Origin of the sequence: Rhodobacter calidifons, from assembly GCF_011174775.1 — a bacterium.
GTDB lineage: Bacteria > Pseudomonadota > Alphaproteobacteria > Rhodobacterales > Rhodobacteraceae > Tabrizicola > Tabrizicola calidifons.
On sequence record NZ_JAANHS010000005.1, the window covers coordinates 26989 to 41558 of the forward strand.

The window sequence follows — 14570 nt, forward strand, 5'->3', positions numbered from 1 at the left end:
TCCGGGCGAGCCTTGCATTGCCCTTCGGCCCGGCCCCGCGTCGCGGGCGAAACCGGCTGGCCTCCTCGTGCGACTTCGTCTTCTCGTCGGCCGGCAGGCCTGCCTTGGCCCCGCACCCCGCCGCCCCGCCGCCCGCCCGCCTAGCCCTGCGGCTTCGGCGCCAGCGCAAAGTCGCCGCGATAGGCCAGCCGGCCGTGATGGGTGATCTGCGCGTTTTCGTGACACCAGATCTCGCCGCCGCAGCCGCTGATCCAGCGGCGGCAGAAGGACGTGTCCTCGCCATGCATCACCGCCCCGCCGCGCCCGCGCAGATGGCTGAAGAAGTCGTGGAAATCCGCCCCCGGATAGCCCGGACCGTTGAACCCCGGCACGGGCAGGGCGACCCCGGCCGCGACCATCCGTTCGGGCACGGCGCGCCGGATCAGCATGAAGCCGGTGCCCGCGCCGGGCACCTTTCGAAAGCCGTTGCGGACTTCGTGGGGCCAGGCTTCTCCGGCCTCGTAGGCCTCGGCGATGTTGTAGCGCAGCGATTCGGCCAGCAGGTCGGCGGTCGAGGCGCGTTCGGCCTCGGGTCTTGCGGCCTCGCGTTCGATGGCGGCGCGGAACTGCTGCCAGCGCATCTGGCGCTGGGGATAGGCGGCAACGGTGAAATCGGCGTCGAACTCCAGCAGGTCGAAGAAGAGCTGCGGCTGATAGCTCATGTCGCTGTCGAGAAGCAGCGCATGGGTAAACTTCTTGTCGGCCAGAAAGCAGGACATCAGGTAATTGCGCGAGATCACCAGGTCGGACCATTCGTAGGTCTTCAGCGCAAAGGGGATGCCGCGGCGTTGCAGCGCCTGGGTCAGGCCCAGCAGGCTGTGAACGGCGGGGGTGTCGATCTGCCCGCCGGTCGGCATCAGGATCATCAGGGTGGTCATTCGGGCCCTCGTTCCGGGGTGCCACAGGCTTTGCGGCGCGGGTTGGGCTTGTCAAGTCTGGAACCGGGGCCGCCCCGGGGCCGTTGTCCCGATGACGGCGCTGTGGAGCGCCCCAATCAACGGCGGCCAAGATGACCATCGGAGCGATTGTTTCCTTCCTGTCCCTGTTCACCCTTCTGGCCGTTGCCGCGCTGGCGCTGATCTCGAAAGAACGCACGAAGGCGCGGATGCGTGACCCCAATGCACCGGTCTCGACTTTGGCGCAGGATGGCAAATATGGCGGCGTGGCCTTCCTGCTGCCCCCCGATGCGCGTCCGCGTCGCGTCGTGATCGAGCCGCGCCCGGCGGTGATGGGTTAACGCAGGGGCTGCCAGCCGTCGCTGCACAAAAGGCTACGGAACCTCTGCGTGCAGGTGACGGTTGCGCCGTCGGGCAGGGCGAAGCGCAGGCTGAAGCCGAACATGACCCCCTGACCGGCGATACCGCGTGCCTCGCCATCTCGCGGTGCGCGGCCGCTGGGCTGCACCGGCACCCTGCGCCCGTCGCGCTCCAGCGCGCTGATCGGCCGGGCCGCAAGGTCGCTGACCGCCATGCTGGCACCGAGATTGGTCAGGACGAACCACAGGACTGCCAGGGCGATGAGAGCGACGGGGATCCATTTGCGCATGGCGGTTCCCGGAAGCATGGGCGCCCCGAGGGGCGCCCGACGACCCTAGTTCCGGGCCTTGTCCACCAGCTTGCCCTTGCCGATCCAGGGCATCATGGCGCGCAGCTTCTCGCCGACCTTCTCGATCTGGTGCTCGTCGTTCAGGCGGCGGGTCGCCTTGAAGAAGGGCTGGCCGACGGCGTTTTCCTGCATGAAATCGCGGACGAACTTGCCGGTCTGGATGTCGTGCAGGACCTCTTTCATGCGCCGCTTGGTTTCCTCGCGCGGCAGGATGCGCGGACCCGAGACATATTCGCCGTATTCGGCGGTGTTCGAGATCGAATAGTTCATGTTGGCGATGCCGCCTTCGTAGATCAGGTCCACGATCAGCTTCACCTCGTGCAGGCATTCGAAATAGGCCATTTCGGGCTCATACCCGGCCTCGACCAGGGTCTCGAAGCCCATGCGGATCAGCTCCACCAGACCGCCGCAGAGCACAGCCTGTTCGCCGAAGAGGTCGGTCTCGCATTCCTGGCGGAAGTTGGTCTCGATGATCCCCGACCGCCCGCCGCCGATGGCCGAGCAGTAGGACAGGCCGATCTCCATCGCCTTGCCGGTCGCATCCTGGTGGACGGCCACCAGGCAGGGCACGCCGCCGCCCTTGAGATATTCGCCGCGCACGGTGTGGCCGGGGCCCTTGGGCGCCATCATGATGACATCGACGCCCTTCTTCGGCTCGATCAGGCCGAAATGGACGTTCAGGCCGTGGGCGAAGGCGATGGCGGCCCCTTCGCGCAGGTTGTCGTGGACGTATTGCTTGTAGGTCGCGGCCTGAAGCTCGTCGGGCATGGTGAACATGATGAGGTCGCACCAGGCGGCGGCTTCGGCGATGCCCATGACCTTCAGGCCCTCGGCGTCGGCCTTCTTCGCGCTGGGCGAGCCCTCGCGCAGCGCCACCACGACGTTCTTGGCGCCTGAATCGCGCAGGTTCAGCGCATGGGCGTGGCCCTGGGAGCCATAGCCGAGAATGGCCACCTTCTTGTCCTTGATCAGGTTCACATCGCAGTCGCGGTCGTAGTAAACGCGCATCGGGCGTCCTCCATTGGTTGATGGCGGCACAATAGGCGTTTCCGGCGCGCATCCCGTGCATTCTTTGACGATCCTGGTGGATTGTGCGAAGGATCATTCACGGAATGATGAATCTCTGAGAAATCCATGCAACTGGACGACACCGACCGCCGCATCCTGCGCCACTGGCTGGCGGAGCCGGGGCAGGACCGCGCCGTGCTGGCCGAGCGCGCCGGGGTGACGCCCGCCACGCTGTGGCGCAGGCTTGACCGGCTGCGCGCGGGTGGTCTGATCCGGTCCGAGGGCGCGCGGATCGACTGGCGCGCGCTGGGCTATGCGGTGGAGGTGAGCCTCCGCTTCACGCTGGACAAGACCAACCCACGCGCCTTCGACGAGTTCATCGCGGCGGCGCGCGAGGTGCCCGAGGTGATCGGGATCGAGACCTTCCTGGGCCGGGTCGATGTGCGGCTGAACGTGATCGCGCGGGACATGGGCCACTGGACCGGCATCTACCGCGACCGCATCCTGACCCTGCCGCATATCGCCGAGGTGGAGGCGCTGATGCTGGTCGCCACCATCAAGGAGACGGGGGGGTTGCCGCTGTGATCGACCTTGACGACACCGACCGGGCGATCCTGCGGGAGCTGGTGGCGGATGGGACCCTGTCGGCGGGAGAGCTGGGGCGGCGGCTGGGGCTGAGCCAGCCCGCGGCCTGGCGACGGGTGCGGCGGCTGGAAGAGGCGGGGGTGCTGAAGGGCCTGGCGGTGGAGGTGGACCGCGAGAAGCTGGGCTTCGGCGTGACGGTGTTCCTGGGGGTGAAGCTGGCCACCAAGGGCCGGGTCAGCCTGGAGGACTTCGAGCGCGCGGTGCAGGCGATCCCCGAGGTGCAGGTGGTGCAGCATGTGCTGGGGCTGTTCGACTACCGGCTGCGGGTCGTGGCGCGCGACATCGCGGATTTCGAGCGCGTCTTGCGCCGCCGGATCATGACGCTGCCGGGGGTGGGCAACGTCGAGGCCAACGTGCTTTTGACCGAGGAACGTCGCCCCGGACCCCTCGGCGTGGCGGAAACGGCCGCGAATCCGTGATCCGGCGCGGCTAGGGTCGGGGCAAACCGGGAGACCCAGATGAAGATCGCCAGATTGGAAACCTTCGACACACCGTTCGTCTGCTTCGTGAAGGTCACCGCGGATACCGGCGATGTGGGCTGGGGTCAGACCTCGACCTATCAGGCCGACATCACGGCGGAAGTCTTCCACCGGCAGGTTGCGCCCCATGCCCTGGGAACCGAGGTCGCCGACCTCGACGACACGCTGCGCCGCGTCTATGAGCGCGAGCACAAGTTCCCCGGCAGCTATCTGCGCCGGGCGCAGGCGGGGCTGGACACGGCGGTCTGGGATCTGCGGGGGAAGGTGGCGGGAAAGCCGGTGGTCAGCCTGCTGGGCGGAACGCCGGGGCGTGTGCGGGCCTATGCCAGTTCGATGAAGCGCGACATCACGCCCGAGGACGAGGCAGCGCGGTTCCTGCGTCTGCGCGATGCACATGGCTTCGACGCCTTCAAGTGGCGCGTCGGCGCCGAAGTCGGGCGCGACCGGGACGAATGGCCGGGGCGGACGGAAGCGGTTATCCCCATTGTTTCCAAGGCTCTCGGCGACAAGGTTGAGAAACTGGTTGATGGCAATTCCTGCTATTCCCCGGCGAAGGCCATCGAGGTCGGGCGGATGCTGGAAGATCACGGCATCGGCCATTTCGAGGAGCCGTGCCCTTACTGGGAGGTCGATCAGACAGCCGAGGTCCGCGCGGCTTTGAACATCGACGTGGCGGGGGGCGAGCAGGATTGCGAGTTCACAGCCTGGCAACTGGCCATCGAGCACAAGGCGGTGGACATCCTGCAACCGGATATCCTGTATCTGGGCGGCCTCTGCCGGACGCTGGAGGTCTGCCGGATGGGGCAGGCGGCGGGCCTGCCGATCACGCCCCATGCGGCAAACCTCGGTCTGGTGACGATGTGCACGATGCACCTGCTGCGGGCGATCCCGAACCCGGGGAAATATCTGGAGTTTTCCATCGAGGGCCCGGATTACTATCCCTGGCAGGAGGGCCTGTTCCGGAACGACCCCTACCGGATCGAGGACGGCCATGCCACAGTGACGGATGCGCCCGGCTGGGGCGTCGAGATCAACCCCGACTGGCTGGCCCGCGCCCGCCATCGCGTTTCGGAGAGGAGCTGAGATGCCAGGACTGCACGCCCATATCGACCCGGAAGGGCTGGAGGAATTCTCGGTCGTCTTCACCGACCGCAGCCTCAACCACATGTCGGCGCGGTTCCAGCAGGTGATGCGCGACGTGTCGGGGATGCTGAAGGAGGTTTACAAGGGCTCGGCCGTGGCTCTGGTCCCCGGCGGCGGGTCCTATGCGATGGAGGCCGTCGCGCGGCAGTTCGGGAAGGGCCGGGTGCTGATCGTCCGCAATGGCTGGTTCAGCTATCGCTGGACGCAGATCTTCGAAGCCGGCGGGTTTGCGGCCGAGACGACGGTGGTGATGGCCCGCCAGACCGGGAACAGCGCGACGGCGCCCTATGCCCCGCCGCCGATCGAGGAGGTGGTGGCGAAGATCCGCGCGGCCCGCCCCGAGGCCGTGTTCGCGCCGCATGTCGAGACCAGCGCCGGGATCATCCTGCCCGACGACTATATCGCGCAGATGGCGGCGGCGGCGCATGAGGTCGGCGCGCTGATGGTGCTGGACTGCATCGCCTCGGGGTGCATCTGGGTGGATATGGCCGCGACCGGGGTCGATGTGCTGATCTCGGCGCCGCAGAAGGGCTGGTCGGCCTCGCCTTCGGCGGGCGTCGTGGTCCTGTCCCCGGCGGGCGAGGCGCGGCTGGCCGAGACCACGTCGAACAGTTTTGCGCTGGACCTGAAGAAGTGGCGCGCGATCATGGAGGCCTATGAGAAGGGCGGCCATGCCTATCACGCGACGATGCCGACCGATGCGATTGTCGGCTTCCGCGACGCGATGGTCGAGACGCAGGCGATGGGGTTCGAGGCCGCCAAGGCCGCGCAATGGGCGCTGGGGCGCGCGGTGCGGGGGATGCTGGCCGAGAAGGGCGTGCCCTCGGTTGCAGCCGAGGGCTTCCAGGCGCCGGGGGTGGTGGTCAGCTATACCGCGGACCCGGATATCCAGAACGGCGCGAAGTTCCGGGCCGAGGGGTTGCAGATTGCGGCGGGCGTGCCCCTGCAGGTTGGCGAGGGGCCGGACTTCCGCACCTTCCGCATCGGGCTGTTCGGGCTGGACAAGCTGAAGGACGTGGAGGCGACCGTCGCACGTCTGCGGCGGGCGGTCGAGGCGGTGCTTTAGGCACACAGGCCGGAGGAGAGCGTCTCCGACCTGTGCGTTTCGGCAGTCAGCGCGCCGATCACTGGGCCGTCAGGATCGCCTTGACGGCACCGGCCGGGTCCTCGCCTGCGCCCAGGTTGTCCGAATTCGCGAAGAGCGAGACGATCTGGGCATATTGCGAGTTGGTCAGGTCGGACAGGTCGGTACCCGGAAGCCAGGCCAGGATCTGCGACTGGATGGCCGAGGACAGCTGCACCGGAGCCTGCTGGGCAAAGGCGCCCGTGGCGGTCGCGGCAACCATAGCGGTGACAAGAGCGAAGCTTTTCATTTTGTAATCCTTCGGTTTTCTGTGTGGTCCGCCTGTCTTGTGGCGGTGACCCAGAGATGGGGTATGCCGGGCGGATAGGGAAATCACGGCTTCATCGCCGCACCTCGCCCATCTGTGATGCGGCGTGCATCTTGCGCCAGGAAAGCTGCGGAAAAGCCAAGGTTTGCTGACCTCGGGCGCAAGCCGTTGTTCACGGGCCTTGCCGATCTCACGGCTCTGCGACTCCGTGCGACAGGCCTGTGCAAAAATGCACGAAACTTCAGGGCTCTTGCGGCGTAACCGGCGTTCGGCCGACCCGGAGCCCGGCGCGCATCAGCATCCGGCGCACGGGCCGGGCGGAATACAGTGCGTCCAGCGCCTTGGCGCGCAGGTCGCGCAGAACCGGCGCCCCGGCCATCGAGGCGCGGTTCAGCAGGTCGATCCCCGTCACCCGGGCGCGCACTTCCAGGTGGCGCTGGCGGTGGTAGGCCGTGGTGACAGCGGCCTGGCCGGGGTCGTCGCGGTGCGCCTCGGCCAGGGCCAGCAGGGCCGCCAGATCGGCCAGACTCATGTTCAGACCCTGCGCGCCGATGGGCGGCACGACATGGGCGGCCTCGGCGATCAGCACGGCCCGGGGGCCGGACAGGCGCTCGGCGATCTGGCTGATGATCGGCCAGACCGACCGGCGCGACAGCAGCGTCAGCGGGCCCAGCACATGGGCCGAGCGTAGGCTCATCTCGGCCTCGAAGGCGGGAACCGGCAGGGCGGCCAGACGGGCGATCTCGGGGCCTCGGTCCATCCAGACCACGGCCGAGGCCGGGCGGCCGTCGCGGTCGGGCAGGGGGACCAGCGTGAAGGGGCCGCCGGTGCGGTGCACCTCGGTCGAGACGTTCCGGTGCGGCAAGTCATGCGCCACGGCGAAGGCCAGCGCCTTCTGGCCGTAGCGAACGGTCTGCGCAGCAATCCCAAGGGCTTCGCGGACTGGCGAGCCGCGACCGTCCGCGCCGACCACCAGCCGGGCCGAGACCCGGGCGCCGTCGCTCAGCGTGACCAGTGCCTCGGTTTCGCGGGGCAGCATCCGGGCAAAGCCGATCCCGGGGCGGAAATCGACATTCGGCGACTCGGCCAGCCGCGCCACCATTTCGCGCCGCAGAAGCCAATTGGGCAGGTTCCAGCCGAAGGGGGCATCCGAGATGTCGGCGGCATCGAAGTCACGGGTCAGCCGCGCCTCGGGCTCGGGGCCGCCCGCGTCGATGATGCGCATCACCTGCAAGGCCGCGGCATGTGGTTCAAGACGCGACCACAGCCCGGCAGCCTGCAACACCGGGATCGAGGGTTGCAGGAAGGCCGTCGTGCGCAGATCGGCGCCGTCCGCATCGCCTGCCGTGACGGGCGGGGCGGGATCGACGCAGATCACACGGAATCCGGCCGCGCCGAAGGCACAGGCCGCCGTCAGCCCGGCGACGCCGCCGCCGGAAATCAGGATGTCACAGGTTTCGCGCATGTTGGGCCCCTTCCACCGTCAGCATAGGTCAGTGCAGTCGGGCGGGCCAGTGGACAGCTCGTCTCAGGGGCGCGCCAGGATGACGAGGATGACGAACATCACCGGCACCAGCCCGACCGCCGTCAGCACCAGCGCGGGCAGGCCCCAAGTCTGGACCGCCATCACCACTGCGGTCAGCACGATGACCAGAAGGTAGTAGATCGTATCGACTTCGCGCTCGATGTCGCGGATCACGCGGCCGACGACCGGCAGGCTGCGGGCGATGCGGCCCGGCAGCGCGGTCAGGGAAAGCGGGGCGCTGGTAGCGGTCATTTCGGCATCCTGTCTTGTACTCGGCATCCTGTCTTGTACTCGCTCCGTTATGTAACGAGCCGGGACGGCAAGGGGATGTGACCGGATGTCACTCCACCAGGCGGGCCAGGAAACCGGCGAGATCCGGGGTGTGGTGGTGGATGTGATCGGCCGGATCCGGGCTGGGGGCGACATGGACCGTCCGCATGCCCAGCCGGTGGGGGACGGCAAGGTTGCGGCTGTCGTCCTCGAACATCGCGCCGCGCGTCGGGTCCAGACCGTCGCGGGCAAAGACTGTGGCAAAGGCGGCTGCATCGGGCTTGGGGTGGAAATCGGCGTGCTCGACCCCGTAGATCGCGTCGAACAGTCCGGCAAGTCCGCGCGCGGCAAGGACTTTCTCGGCATAGGGTGCGCAGGCGTTGGTGTAGATGATCCGCCGGCCCGGCAGGCGCGCCAGGCTGCGCGCCAGCGCTGGATCGGGCGACAGCACCGAGAAGTCGATGTCATGCACCTCGGTCAGGTAGGGGCCGGGGTCCACGTCATGTTCCCGCATCAGGCCCGCAAGCGTGGTGCCGTAGGTCTGCCAGTAATGAGCCCGCAGATGGTCGGCCCGGGCGCGATCGACCTTCAGCGCCCGCATCACCCAGTCGGTCATGCGCAGCTCGATCTGGTCGAAAAGCCGCACCTCGGGCGGATAGAGCGTGTTGTCCAGGTCGAAGACCCAGGTGGTGACGTGGGCGAAATCCTGTTCCGGCATGTGACAGGGTGTAGTGTCGCGCTGCGGCATTGGGAAGGGTTGATCGCAGGGGGATGCGCGGCTTATGGTCCGGACCGCGCAAGGGGGACGGAGCAGGTGCAGAAAGACGCCTACACGCTGATCATGGAAGCGATCGAGGCCGGGGTCTACAAGCCCGGCGACCGGCTGGTCGAAAGCGAACTGGCCGAAAGGCTGGGGGTCAGCCGGACCCCGGTGCGCGAGGCGCTGCAACGGCTGGAGACCCAGGCGATGCTGACCCGCGACGGGCGCAGCCTGATCGTGGCCAGCCTCGATCACAACCAGCTGGCCGAGCTTTACACCGTGCGGACCGAGCTCGAGGGGCTGGCCGCGCGGCTGGCCGCACGCCACGCGACGCCCGAGGAGGTGCGCGTGCTGAAAAGCATGGTCGCCGAGGATCGCGCGCTTCTGGGCGGCGACCCGAAGGCGCTGTCGCGCGCCAACAAACGGTTTCACAAGCAGATCCACCTGGCCAGCCACAACCGCTTCCTGGTGCAGCAGCTGGATCTGGTGCACCGCAGCATGGCGCTGATGGCCAACACCTCCTTCGCCGCCGAGGGGCGCGACGAGGTGGCCCTGGCCGAACATGCCCAGATCGTCGCCGCGATCGAGGCGGGCGATGGCGAGGCCGCCTATCTCGCGCTGAAGTCGCATATCAGCCAGGCCTTCGAGACCCGGCTTCGGATCGACGCGGGCGAATTGCGGATGCGCTGAGCGGCGCGACGGGTGCGGCTCGTCGACGGACGGCGTCCTCTCCTCGCTGACGACGCCGGCCACCCCCAAAGCGGAGCAGTTGCGTCAGGTGCCGCAGAAGGTGACGTAGGGGCCAAGGCCGGCAGGGGCGGGAAGCATGTAGGGCTCGGCCCCAGCAAAGGGCTGGCGGACGGCAGCGAGCAGGGCGTGGAAGGGGGCCATGTCCCCCTCGGTCGCCGCGGCCAGTGCCTCTTCGACCTTGTGGTTGCGCGGGATCACCGCCGGGTTGGCCCCGGCCAGACGCTCTGCCGCGCCTTCCCCGGCACGGGCACGCCAGCGGGGAAGCCAGGCCTGCATCCGGGTGAAGTCGTGAAACAGCGGGCGCAGGGCGGCCTCGTCGCCCAGGCGGCGGAAGGTGAGCGTCCAGTCCGCCCCCTCCATCGCGGCCATCAGGTCGTCGGCCAGCTCCCCGTCGCCCGCGTCTTCCCCGGGCAGGCCAAGCTTGCGCCGCATCACAGCCAGCCATTCTGCCCGGAAGCGCGGGGCGATGCCAGCCAGCCGGTCGTTGGCCAGCTCGACCGCCCGGTCCGATGACGGGTCGAAAAGCGGCAGCAGCGTTTCGGCAAGCCGGGCGAGGTTCCAGCCCAGGATCAGCGGCTGGTTGGCATAGGCATAGCGGCCCTGGTGGTCGATCGAGGAAAACACCGTGCCGGGAGCATAGGCTTCCATGAAGGCGCAGGGGCCGTAGTCGATGGTCTCGCCCGAGATCGCCATGTTGTCGGTGTTCATCACGCCATGGATGAAGCCCAGGCCCATCCATGCCGCGACAAGGCGCGCCTGGGCGGCGATGACGGCGTCAAGCAGGGCAAGATAGGGCTGATCGGCCGCGGCCAGGTCCGGGTAGTGCCGGGCAATGGCATGGTCGGCCAGCGCCTTGACCGTCTGGCCGTCGCCGCGGGCGGCAAAGAACTGGAAGGTCCCGACGCGCAGATGGCTGGCCGCGACGCGGGCAAGGACGGCGCCGGGAAGTTTCGTCTCGCGCCAGATCTGCTCGCCCGTCGCCACCACGGCCAGCGCGCGGGTGGTGGGCACGCCCATCGCCGCCATGAACTCGGAGATCAGGTATTCGCGCAGCATCGGGCCCACGGCCGCCTTGCCGTCGCCGCCGCGCGAGAAGGGCGTCGGGCCCGAGCCCTTGAGCTGGAGGTCGAAGCGGCGTCCGTCGGGGGCCAGGATTTCGCCCAGCAGATGCGCCCGACCATCGCCAAGCTGGGGCGAGAAACCGCCGAACTGGTGGCCGGCATAGGCTTGCGCGATGGGGTCGGCGCCGGGCGGCAATTCGGCGCCCGAAAACCAGCGGGCGGCCTCTGCCTCGGTCAGGGTCAGGCCAAGCTCGGCTGCAAGCGGATGATTCAGGGCCAGAAGCCGCGGTGCCGGTGCGCGGTCCGGCACGACGCGCAGGAAGGTGCCCGGCAGATCGCGGACCCAGGAATGGTCGAAGGCGATGGTCATGCCGCAGATATGCGGCGGCAGACCGCCCGAGGCAACCGGCGCGACGCCGATTTCCGTCCGGAAATCGGTCCGAATTCCGCAGGGAATTCGGCCACGGGGGCGAACCGGGGGGGCGAAAGGGTGTTGCGGATGGTCGGGGCGGCGGGATTCGAACTCGCGACCTACGGTACCCAAAACCGTCGCGCTACCAGGCTGCGCTACGCCCCGACTGCGCCACCCTTAGCGGCATCGCGGAGGAATGAAAAGGCTCAGCCGTCGCAGGGCCATGCCGCAAGGTCCGCGGGGATGGACGGATGGCGCAGGGTCGCACCCGGACCGATGCCCAGCCGCGCGGCCAGGCCGCCGTTGATCTCCAGCACGAACATCACGCCCGGGCCGCCATCGATCGCGGTCAGATCGCCGGGAACGGCATCGGCATGGACGCGCGTCACCGTTCCGGTCCGGTCGGCGAAGATCATGTCCAGCGCGATCAGCGTGTTCTTCATCCAGAACGCGGGCCGCCCCGGGGTTTCGTAGACGAACAGCATGCCCTGCGACAGGGGCAGGCTTTCGCGGAACATCAGGCCCTGCGCCCGTTCCGCCGGATCGTCGGCCACTTCCACGGCAAAGCTTTCGCGGCCCCCCGCTCCGCGGATGTCAAGCCGGTCGGGGGCGCAGGCGGCCTCGGCCCAGGCGCTGCCCGGCAGGGCCGCCAGGAAGACCGCCAGCAGCCGCCGGCCGGCCATCACGATTTCCCGCGGCTTGCGGCTTCCCAGGAAACGACCTGAACCGCCATCCGCCCGCGCCGGCCTTCGATCACGCGCAAGGCCACCGCCTCGCCGGCGCTGAGATCCGCAAAGCCCGAGACGCGCAGCACCTCGGCATGGATGAAGATGTCCTCCGGCCGCCCGAAGACATTGGCAAAACCGAAGCCCTTGCCCTTGTCGAACCACTTCACCCGCGCCGGTTCCAGGTCCAGTGCCAGGATGTCGGCGCCCAGCATCTGGGCCGCATCCTCGCCCAAGGGCAGGGCGAGTCCCTCGGGCGGATCGATGCGCTTGACCTCGACAGCCTGCACCCCGCGCTGCGTCCGCTGGATGCGCACCTCGATCCCGGCCCCATCCGCAACCGAGCCCTGACCGTAGTTCCTCAGTACGTTTGCGTGCAGCAGGATATCCGAATCCGTCTGGTCGGATACGATGAACCCGAATCCTTTGGATGGATCAAACCACTTCACGCGACCATGCACGACCTGCACGGTCTCATCTTCTTCCGTCATAAGCAGAGCCTTCTCCCCAGAATGAGCCCTAGGTCGCACTGATGGCGGAATTGGCCGGCCGGGATCAAGGGCAATTCATCAATTGGCCAACTATTTTTGCGCGGTCTGGAATCAAACTACGGGTTCAGTCGGGCGATTTCCCAGCCAGACCTTGCGTCAATCCTGCGCCAGCGAAAGCGGTCGTGCAACCGGAATGCGCCATCCGCCCAGAATTCGATCTCGACGGGGGTGATGCGGAAACCGCCCCAGAAGGGGGGGCGGGGCGGATTGGGGCCCTTGGCGACGGCCACGCGCGCAGCCTCGGCCATCAGCGCCTCGCGCGAGGACAGCGGCTGCGACTGCCGGCTGGCCCAGGCCCCGATGCGCGACTTCAGGCTGCGGCTGGCGAAATAGGCATCGGCCTTCGGCCCGTCCTCGCGGGTGACGGTTCCGCGCACCCGGATCTGACGGCGCAGCGATTTCCAGTGCAGGACAAAGGCCGCCTTGCCCGAGGCCGCGATCTCCTGCCCCTTGGCCGAGCCGTAGTTGGTGTAGAAGACGAAGGCCTCAGGCTCGATCTCCTTCAGCAGCACCATGCGGACATTCGGCATGCCCTCGGCATCCACCGTGGCCAATGCGATGGCGTTGGGATCGTTCGGCTCGACCGCCTCGGCTTCGGTCAGCCAGGCCCGCGCGATTGCGAAAGGGTCGTCGCCTGCGAAGATGCCGCTGCGGTCCATGAATGCTCCTTGCCACGCCCTGCGGACCTGCCTTGAAGGAAGGACCCGCTTCGCCTACACGTCAGTGTCACCGAAAAATGGGCGAGGGGCCGGGAATGTCAACGGGACTGATGCAGGGCAAGCGCGGGCTGATCATGGGCCTGGCCAATGACAAGTCGATTGCCTGGGGCATCGCGCAGGCGGTGGCGGCGCAGGGGGCGGAGCTGGCGTTCTCCTATCAGGGCGAGCAGTTGAAGAAACGGGTTGCACCCCTGGCGGAAAGCCTGGGCGTGCCGAAGCTCTTCGAATGCGACGTGGCCAGCGACGCCAGCATCGACGCGCTCTTCGCCGCGCTGAAGGCCGAATGGGGGACGCTGGATTTCCTGGTCCATGCCATCGGTTTCGCCGACAAGAACGAGCTTCGCGGCCGCTATGTGGACACCTCGCGCGCGGGTTTCGCGCTGGCCATGGACATTTCGGTCTATTCCTTCACCGCCGTCTGCCAGCGCGCCTCGGCGATGATGGGGCCGGGGGGCAGCCTGCTGACGCTGACCTATTATGGTGCGGAAAAGGTCATGCCGCATTACAACGTGATGGGCGTGGCCAAGGCGGGGCTCGAGGCGTCGGTCAAGTATCTGGCCGAGGATCTGGGCAAGGACGGCATCCGGGTGAACGCGATTTCTGCCGGGCCGATCAAGACGCTGGCCGCCTCGGGCATCGGCGATTTCCGCTATATCATGAAGTGGAACGAGCTGAACTCGCCCCTGCGGCGCAACGTGACGCAGGAAGAGGTCGGCAAGGCCGCGCTTTTCCTTCTGTCGGACCTCGGCTCCGGCACGACGGGCGAGAACCTGCACGTCGATTGCGGCTACCATGTCGTCGGCATGAAGGCGATCGAGGCACCGGACATCGACCTGCTGTCCGCCAGGAAAGAGGGCGGACAGTGACGCCGACCGCCTTCTCGGTCTTTGTCGGGCTGGTGATCCTGGCCGCGATTTCGCCCGGCCCGGCGGTGCTGATGTCGGTGCGGACCGGACTGACCGAGGGCCTGCGCACGGGCTTCATGCTGGCGCTGGGGATCGGGGCCGGGGCGGTGGTCTGGGCCTCGGCGGCGATGTTCGGGCTGACCCTCGTCCTTGCGGCCGCCCCCGCGCTCCTCTGGGCGCTGAAGCTGGGCGGTGCGGCCTATCTGGTCTGGATGGGCTGGCGGCTCTGGCACGAGGCGAAAACACCTTTCATCGCAAATGACGACCGCCCGGTGCCGCGCAGCGCCGCCTCGGCCTTCCGGCTGGGGCTGTTTACCCAGCTGGCCAACCCCAAGCCGGCGGTCATGTTCTCGGCCATATTCCTGGGCACCGTGCCGCCGGGGACCGCGCCCTGGGTCTATGCCGCGCTTCTGGTCATCATCTTCTCGGCCGAGACGCTGTGGAACACAGCGGTTGCCCGCATCTTCTCGCTTCAGCGCACCCGCGCCGGATACATCAGCCTGAAGACGGTCATCGACCGCAGCTTCGGGGGCCTTCTGGCCCTGCTCGGGATCAAGATCGCTGCCACCTGACGGAGGACAC

Annotated in this window: 19 protein-coding genes and 1 tRNA gene; 8 read left to right on the forward strand and 12 right to left on the reverse strand. The window is 67.8% G+C overall.

Features of this window, described 5'->3' with window-relative positions; genetic code table 11:
* Window positions 1-140: 140 nt before the first annotated feature.
* A complete protein-coding gene (locus G8O29_RS08140; RefSeq protein WP_166402755.1) occupies window positions 141-917 on the reverse strand; it encodes a hypothetical protein in 777 nt (258 codons plus the stop codon).
* 131 nt (window positions 918-1048) lie between these two features.
* On the opposite strand from G8O29_RS08140, the gene G8O29_RS08145 reads away from it, so the two are divergent.
* On the forward strand, window positions 1049-1276 hold the full coding sequence (locus G8O29_RS08145) for a hypothetical protein (protein WP_166402728.1): 228 nt from the start codon (window positions 1049-1051) through the stop codon (window positions 1274-1276).
* Here the strand turns inward: G8O29_RS08145 and G8O29_RS08150 are convergent.
* Complete coding sequence (locus G8O29_RS08150; protein WP_166402756.1) at window positions 1273-1584, reverse strand: hypothetical protein; 312 nt, start codon at window positions 1582-1584, stop codon at window positions 1273-1275. The two genes, G8O29_RS08145 and G8O29_RS08150, sit on opposite strands and share 4 nt — an antisense overlap.
* A 45-nt stretch (window positions 1585-1629) precedes the next feature.
* Entirely contained in the window at window positions 1630-2652 is a 1023-nt protein-coding gene (ilvC, locus tag G8O29_RS08155; RefSeq protein WP_166402757.1) for a ketol-acid reductoisomerase, read from the reverse strand.
* Between the two features lie 126 nt (window positions 2653-2778).
* Between ilvC and G8O29_RS08160 the strand changes: the two genes are divergently transcribed.
* Genes G8O29_RS08160 through G8O29_RS08175 form a run of 4 tightly spaced genes read left to right on the forward strand, consistent with a single transcriptional unit; the run spans window position 2779 to window position 5985 of the window.
* Entirely contained in the window at window positions 2779-3237 is a 459-nt protein-coding gene (locus G8O29_RS08160; protein WP_166402758.1) for an Lrp/AsnC family transcriptional regulator, read from the forward strand.
* A complete protein-coding gene (locus G8O29_RS08165) occupies window positions 3234-3716 on the forward strand; it encodes an Lrp/AsnC family transcriptional regulator (RefSeq protein ID WP_166402759.1) in 483 nt (160 codons plus the stop codon). The genes G8O29_RS08160 and G8O29_RS08165 overlap by 4 nt, the downstream gene beginning before the upstream one ends.
* A 39-nt stretch (window positions 3717-3755) precedes the next feature.
* Entirely contained in the window at window positions 3756-4859 is a 1104-nt protein-coding gene (locus G8O29_RS08170) for a mandelate racemase/muconate lactonizing enzyme family protein (RefSeq protein WP_166402760.1), read from the forward strand.
* Window position 4860: 1 nt separating this feature from the next.
* Window positions 4861-5985 (forward strand): aminotransferase class V-fold PLP-dependent enzyme, encoded by a 1125-nt coding sequence (locus tag G8O29_RS08175; RefSeq protein ID WP_166402761.1) that lies wholly within the window; start codon window positions 4861-4863, stop codon window positions 5983-5985.
* Between the two features lie 58 nt (window positions 5986-6043).
* On the opposite strand, the gene G8O29_RS08180 is transcribed toward G8O29_RS08175, so the two are convergent.
* The 4 genes from G8O29_RS08180 to G8O29_RS08195 form a co-directional block, all read right to left on the reverse strand.
* Window positions 6044-6292 (reverse strand): hypothetical protein, encoded by a 249-nt coding sequence (locus G8O29_RS08180; RefSeq protein ID WP_166402762.1) that lies wholly within the window; start codon window positions 6290-6292, stop codon window positions 6044-6046.
* A gap of 259 nt (window positions 6293-6551) precedes the next feature.
* A complete protein-coding gene (locus G8O29_RS08185; protein ID WP_166402763.1) occupies window positions 6552-7775 on the reverse strand; it encodes a UbiH/UbiF family hydroxylase in 1224 nt (407 codons plus the stop codon).
* Window positions 7776-7838: 63 nt separating this feature from the next.
* A complete protein-coding gene (locus tag G8O29_RS08190; protein WP_166402764.1) occupies window positions 7839-8087 on the reverse strand; it encodes a hypothetical protein in 249 nt (82 codons plus the stop codon).
* 88 nt (window positions 8088-8175) lie between these two features.
* A complete protein-coding gene (locus G8O29_RS08195; RefSeq protein ID WP_166402765.1) occupies window positions 8176-8823 on the reverse strand; it encodes a pyrimidine 5'-nucleotidase in 648 nt (215 codons plus the stop codon).
* Between the two features lie 96 nt (window positions 8824-8919).
* On the opposite strand from G8O29_RS08195, the gene G8O29_RS08200 reads away from it, so the two are divergent.
* On the forward strand, window positions 8920-9555 hold the full coding sequence (locus G8O29_RS08200; RefSeq protein ID WP_166402766.1) for a GntR family transcriptional regulator: 636 nt from the start codon (window positions 8920-8922) through the stop codon (window positions 9553-9555).
* An 84-nt stretch (window positions 9556-9639) separates the two neighbouring features.
* Here the strand turns inward: G8O29_RS08200 and G8O29_RS08205 are convergent, their stop codons facing one another.
* The 5 genes from G8O29_RS08205 to pdxH form a co-directional block, all read right to left on the reverse strand.
* Window positions 9640-11046, reverse strand: coding sequence for a protein adenylyltransferase SelO (locus tag G8O29_RS08205; protein WP_166402767.1), 1407 nt, complete (start codon window positions 11044-11046; stop codon window positions 9640-9642).
* 130 nt (window positions 11047-11176) lie between these two features.
* Window positions 11177-11253: transfer RNA gene (locus G8O29_RS08210), tRNA-Pro, on the reverse strand.
* A 41-nt stretch (window positions 11254-11294) separates the two neighbouring features.
* Window positions 11295-11771 (reverse strand): DUF192 domain-containing protein, encoded by a 477-nt coding sequence (locus G8O29_RS08215; RefSeq protein ID WP_166402768.1) that lies wholly within the window; start codon window positions 11769-11771, stop codon window positions 11295-11297.
* Entirely contained in the window at window positions 11771-12304 is a 534-nt protein-coding gene (locus tag G8O29_RS08220; protein ID WP_166402769.1) for a cold-shock protein, read from the reverse strand. The genes G8O29_RS08215 and G8O29_RS08220 overlap by 1 nt, the downstream gene beginning before the upstream one ends.
* Before the next feature lie 116 nt (window positions 12305-12420).
* Entirely contained in the window at window positions 12421-13023 is a 603-nt protein-coding gene (gene pdxH / locus G8O29_RS08225) for a pyridoxamine 5'-phosphate oxidase (RefSeq protein ID WP_166402770.1), read from the reverse strand.
* Window positions 13024-13118: 95 nt separating this feature from the next.
* Between pdxH and fabI the strand changes: the two genes are divergently transcribed.
* Together fabI and G8O29_RS08235 are read left to right on the forward strand one after the other, a co-directional pair.
* Window positions 13119-13949 (forward strand): enoyl-ACP reductase FabI, encoded by an 831-nt coding sequence (gene fabI / locus G8O29_RS08230; protein WP_166402771.1) that lies wholly within the window; start codon window positions 13119-13121, stop codon window positions 13947-13949.
* Window positions 13946-14560, forward strand: a complete 615-nt coding sequence (locus G8O29_RS08235) for a LysE family translocator (protein WP_166402772.1) — start codon at window positions 13946-13948, stop codon at window positions 14558-14560. Before fabI ends, G8O29_RS08235 begins: the two co-directional genes overlap by 4 nt.
* The last annotated feature ends 10 nt before the right edge of the window (window positions 14561-14570 follow it).

Coding starts and splice junctions, on each gene's coding strand:
- G8O29_RS08205 (WP_166402767.1), bottom strand. CDS start 11,046: ATGACCATCGCCTTCGACCATTCCTGGGTCCGCGATCTGCCGGGCACC.
- ilvC (WP_166402757.1), bottom strand. CDS start 2,652: ATGCGCGTTTACTACGACCGCGACTGCGATGTGAACCTGATCAAGGAC.
- G8O29_RS08190 (WP_166402764.1), bottom strand. CDS start 8,087: ATGACCGCTACCAGCGCCCCGCTTTCCCTGACCGCGCTGCCGGGCCGC.
- fabI (WP_166402771.1), top strand. CDS start 13,119: ATGTCAACGGGACTGATGCAGGGCAAGCGCGGGCTGATCATGGGCCTG.
- G8O29_RS08185 (WP_166402763.1), bottom strand. CDS start 7,775: ATGCGCGAAACCTGTGACATCCTGATTTCCGGCGGCGGCGTCGCCGGG.
- G8O29_RS08140 (WP_166402755.1), bottom strand. CDS start 917: ATGACCACCCTGATGATCCTGATGCCGACCGGCGGGCAGATCGACACC.
- G8O29_RS08180 (WP_166402762.1), bottom strand. CDS start 6,292: ATGAAAAGCTTCGCTCTTGTCACCGCTATGGTTGCCGCGACCGCCACG.
- G8O29_RS08215 (WP_166402768.1), bottom strand. CDS start 11,771: ATGGCCGGCCGGCGGCTGCTGGCGGTCTTCCTGGCGGCCCTGCCGGGC.
- G8O29_RS08175 (WP_166402761.1), top strand. CDS start 4,861: ATGCCAGGACTGCACGCCCATATCGACCCGGAAGGGCTGGAGGAATTC.
- G8O29_RS08195 (WP_166402765.1), bottom strand. CDS start 8,823: ATGCCGGAACAGGATTTCGCCCACGTCACCACCTGGGTCTTCGACCTG.
- G8O29_RS08145 (WP_166402728.1), top strand. CDS start 1,049: ATGACCATCGGAGCGATTGTTTCCTTCCTGTCCCTGTTCACCCTTCTG.
- G8O29_RS08170 (WP_166402760.1), top strand. CDS start 3,756: ATGAAGATCGCCAGATTGGAAACCTTCGACACACCGTTCGTCTGCTTC.
- G8O29_RS08150 (WP_166402756.1), bottom strand. CDS start 1,584: ATGCGCAAATGGATCCCCGTCGCTCTCATCGCCCTGGCAGTCCTGTGG.
- G8O29_RS08160 (WP_166402758.1), top strand. CDS start 2,779: ATGCAACTGGACGACACCGACCGCCGCATCCTGCGCCACTGGCTGGCG.
- G8O29_RS08220 (WP_166402769.1), bottom strand. CDS start 12,304: ATGACGGAAGAAGATGAGACCGTGCAGGTCGTGCATGGTCGCGTGAAG.
- pdxH (WP_166402770.1), bottom strand. CDS start 13,023: ATGGACCGCAGCGGCATCTTCGCAGGCGACGACCCTTTCGCAATCGCG.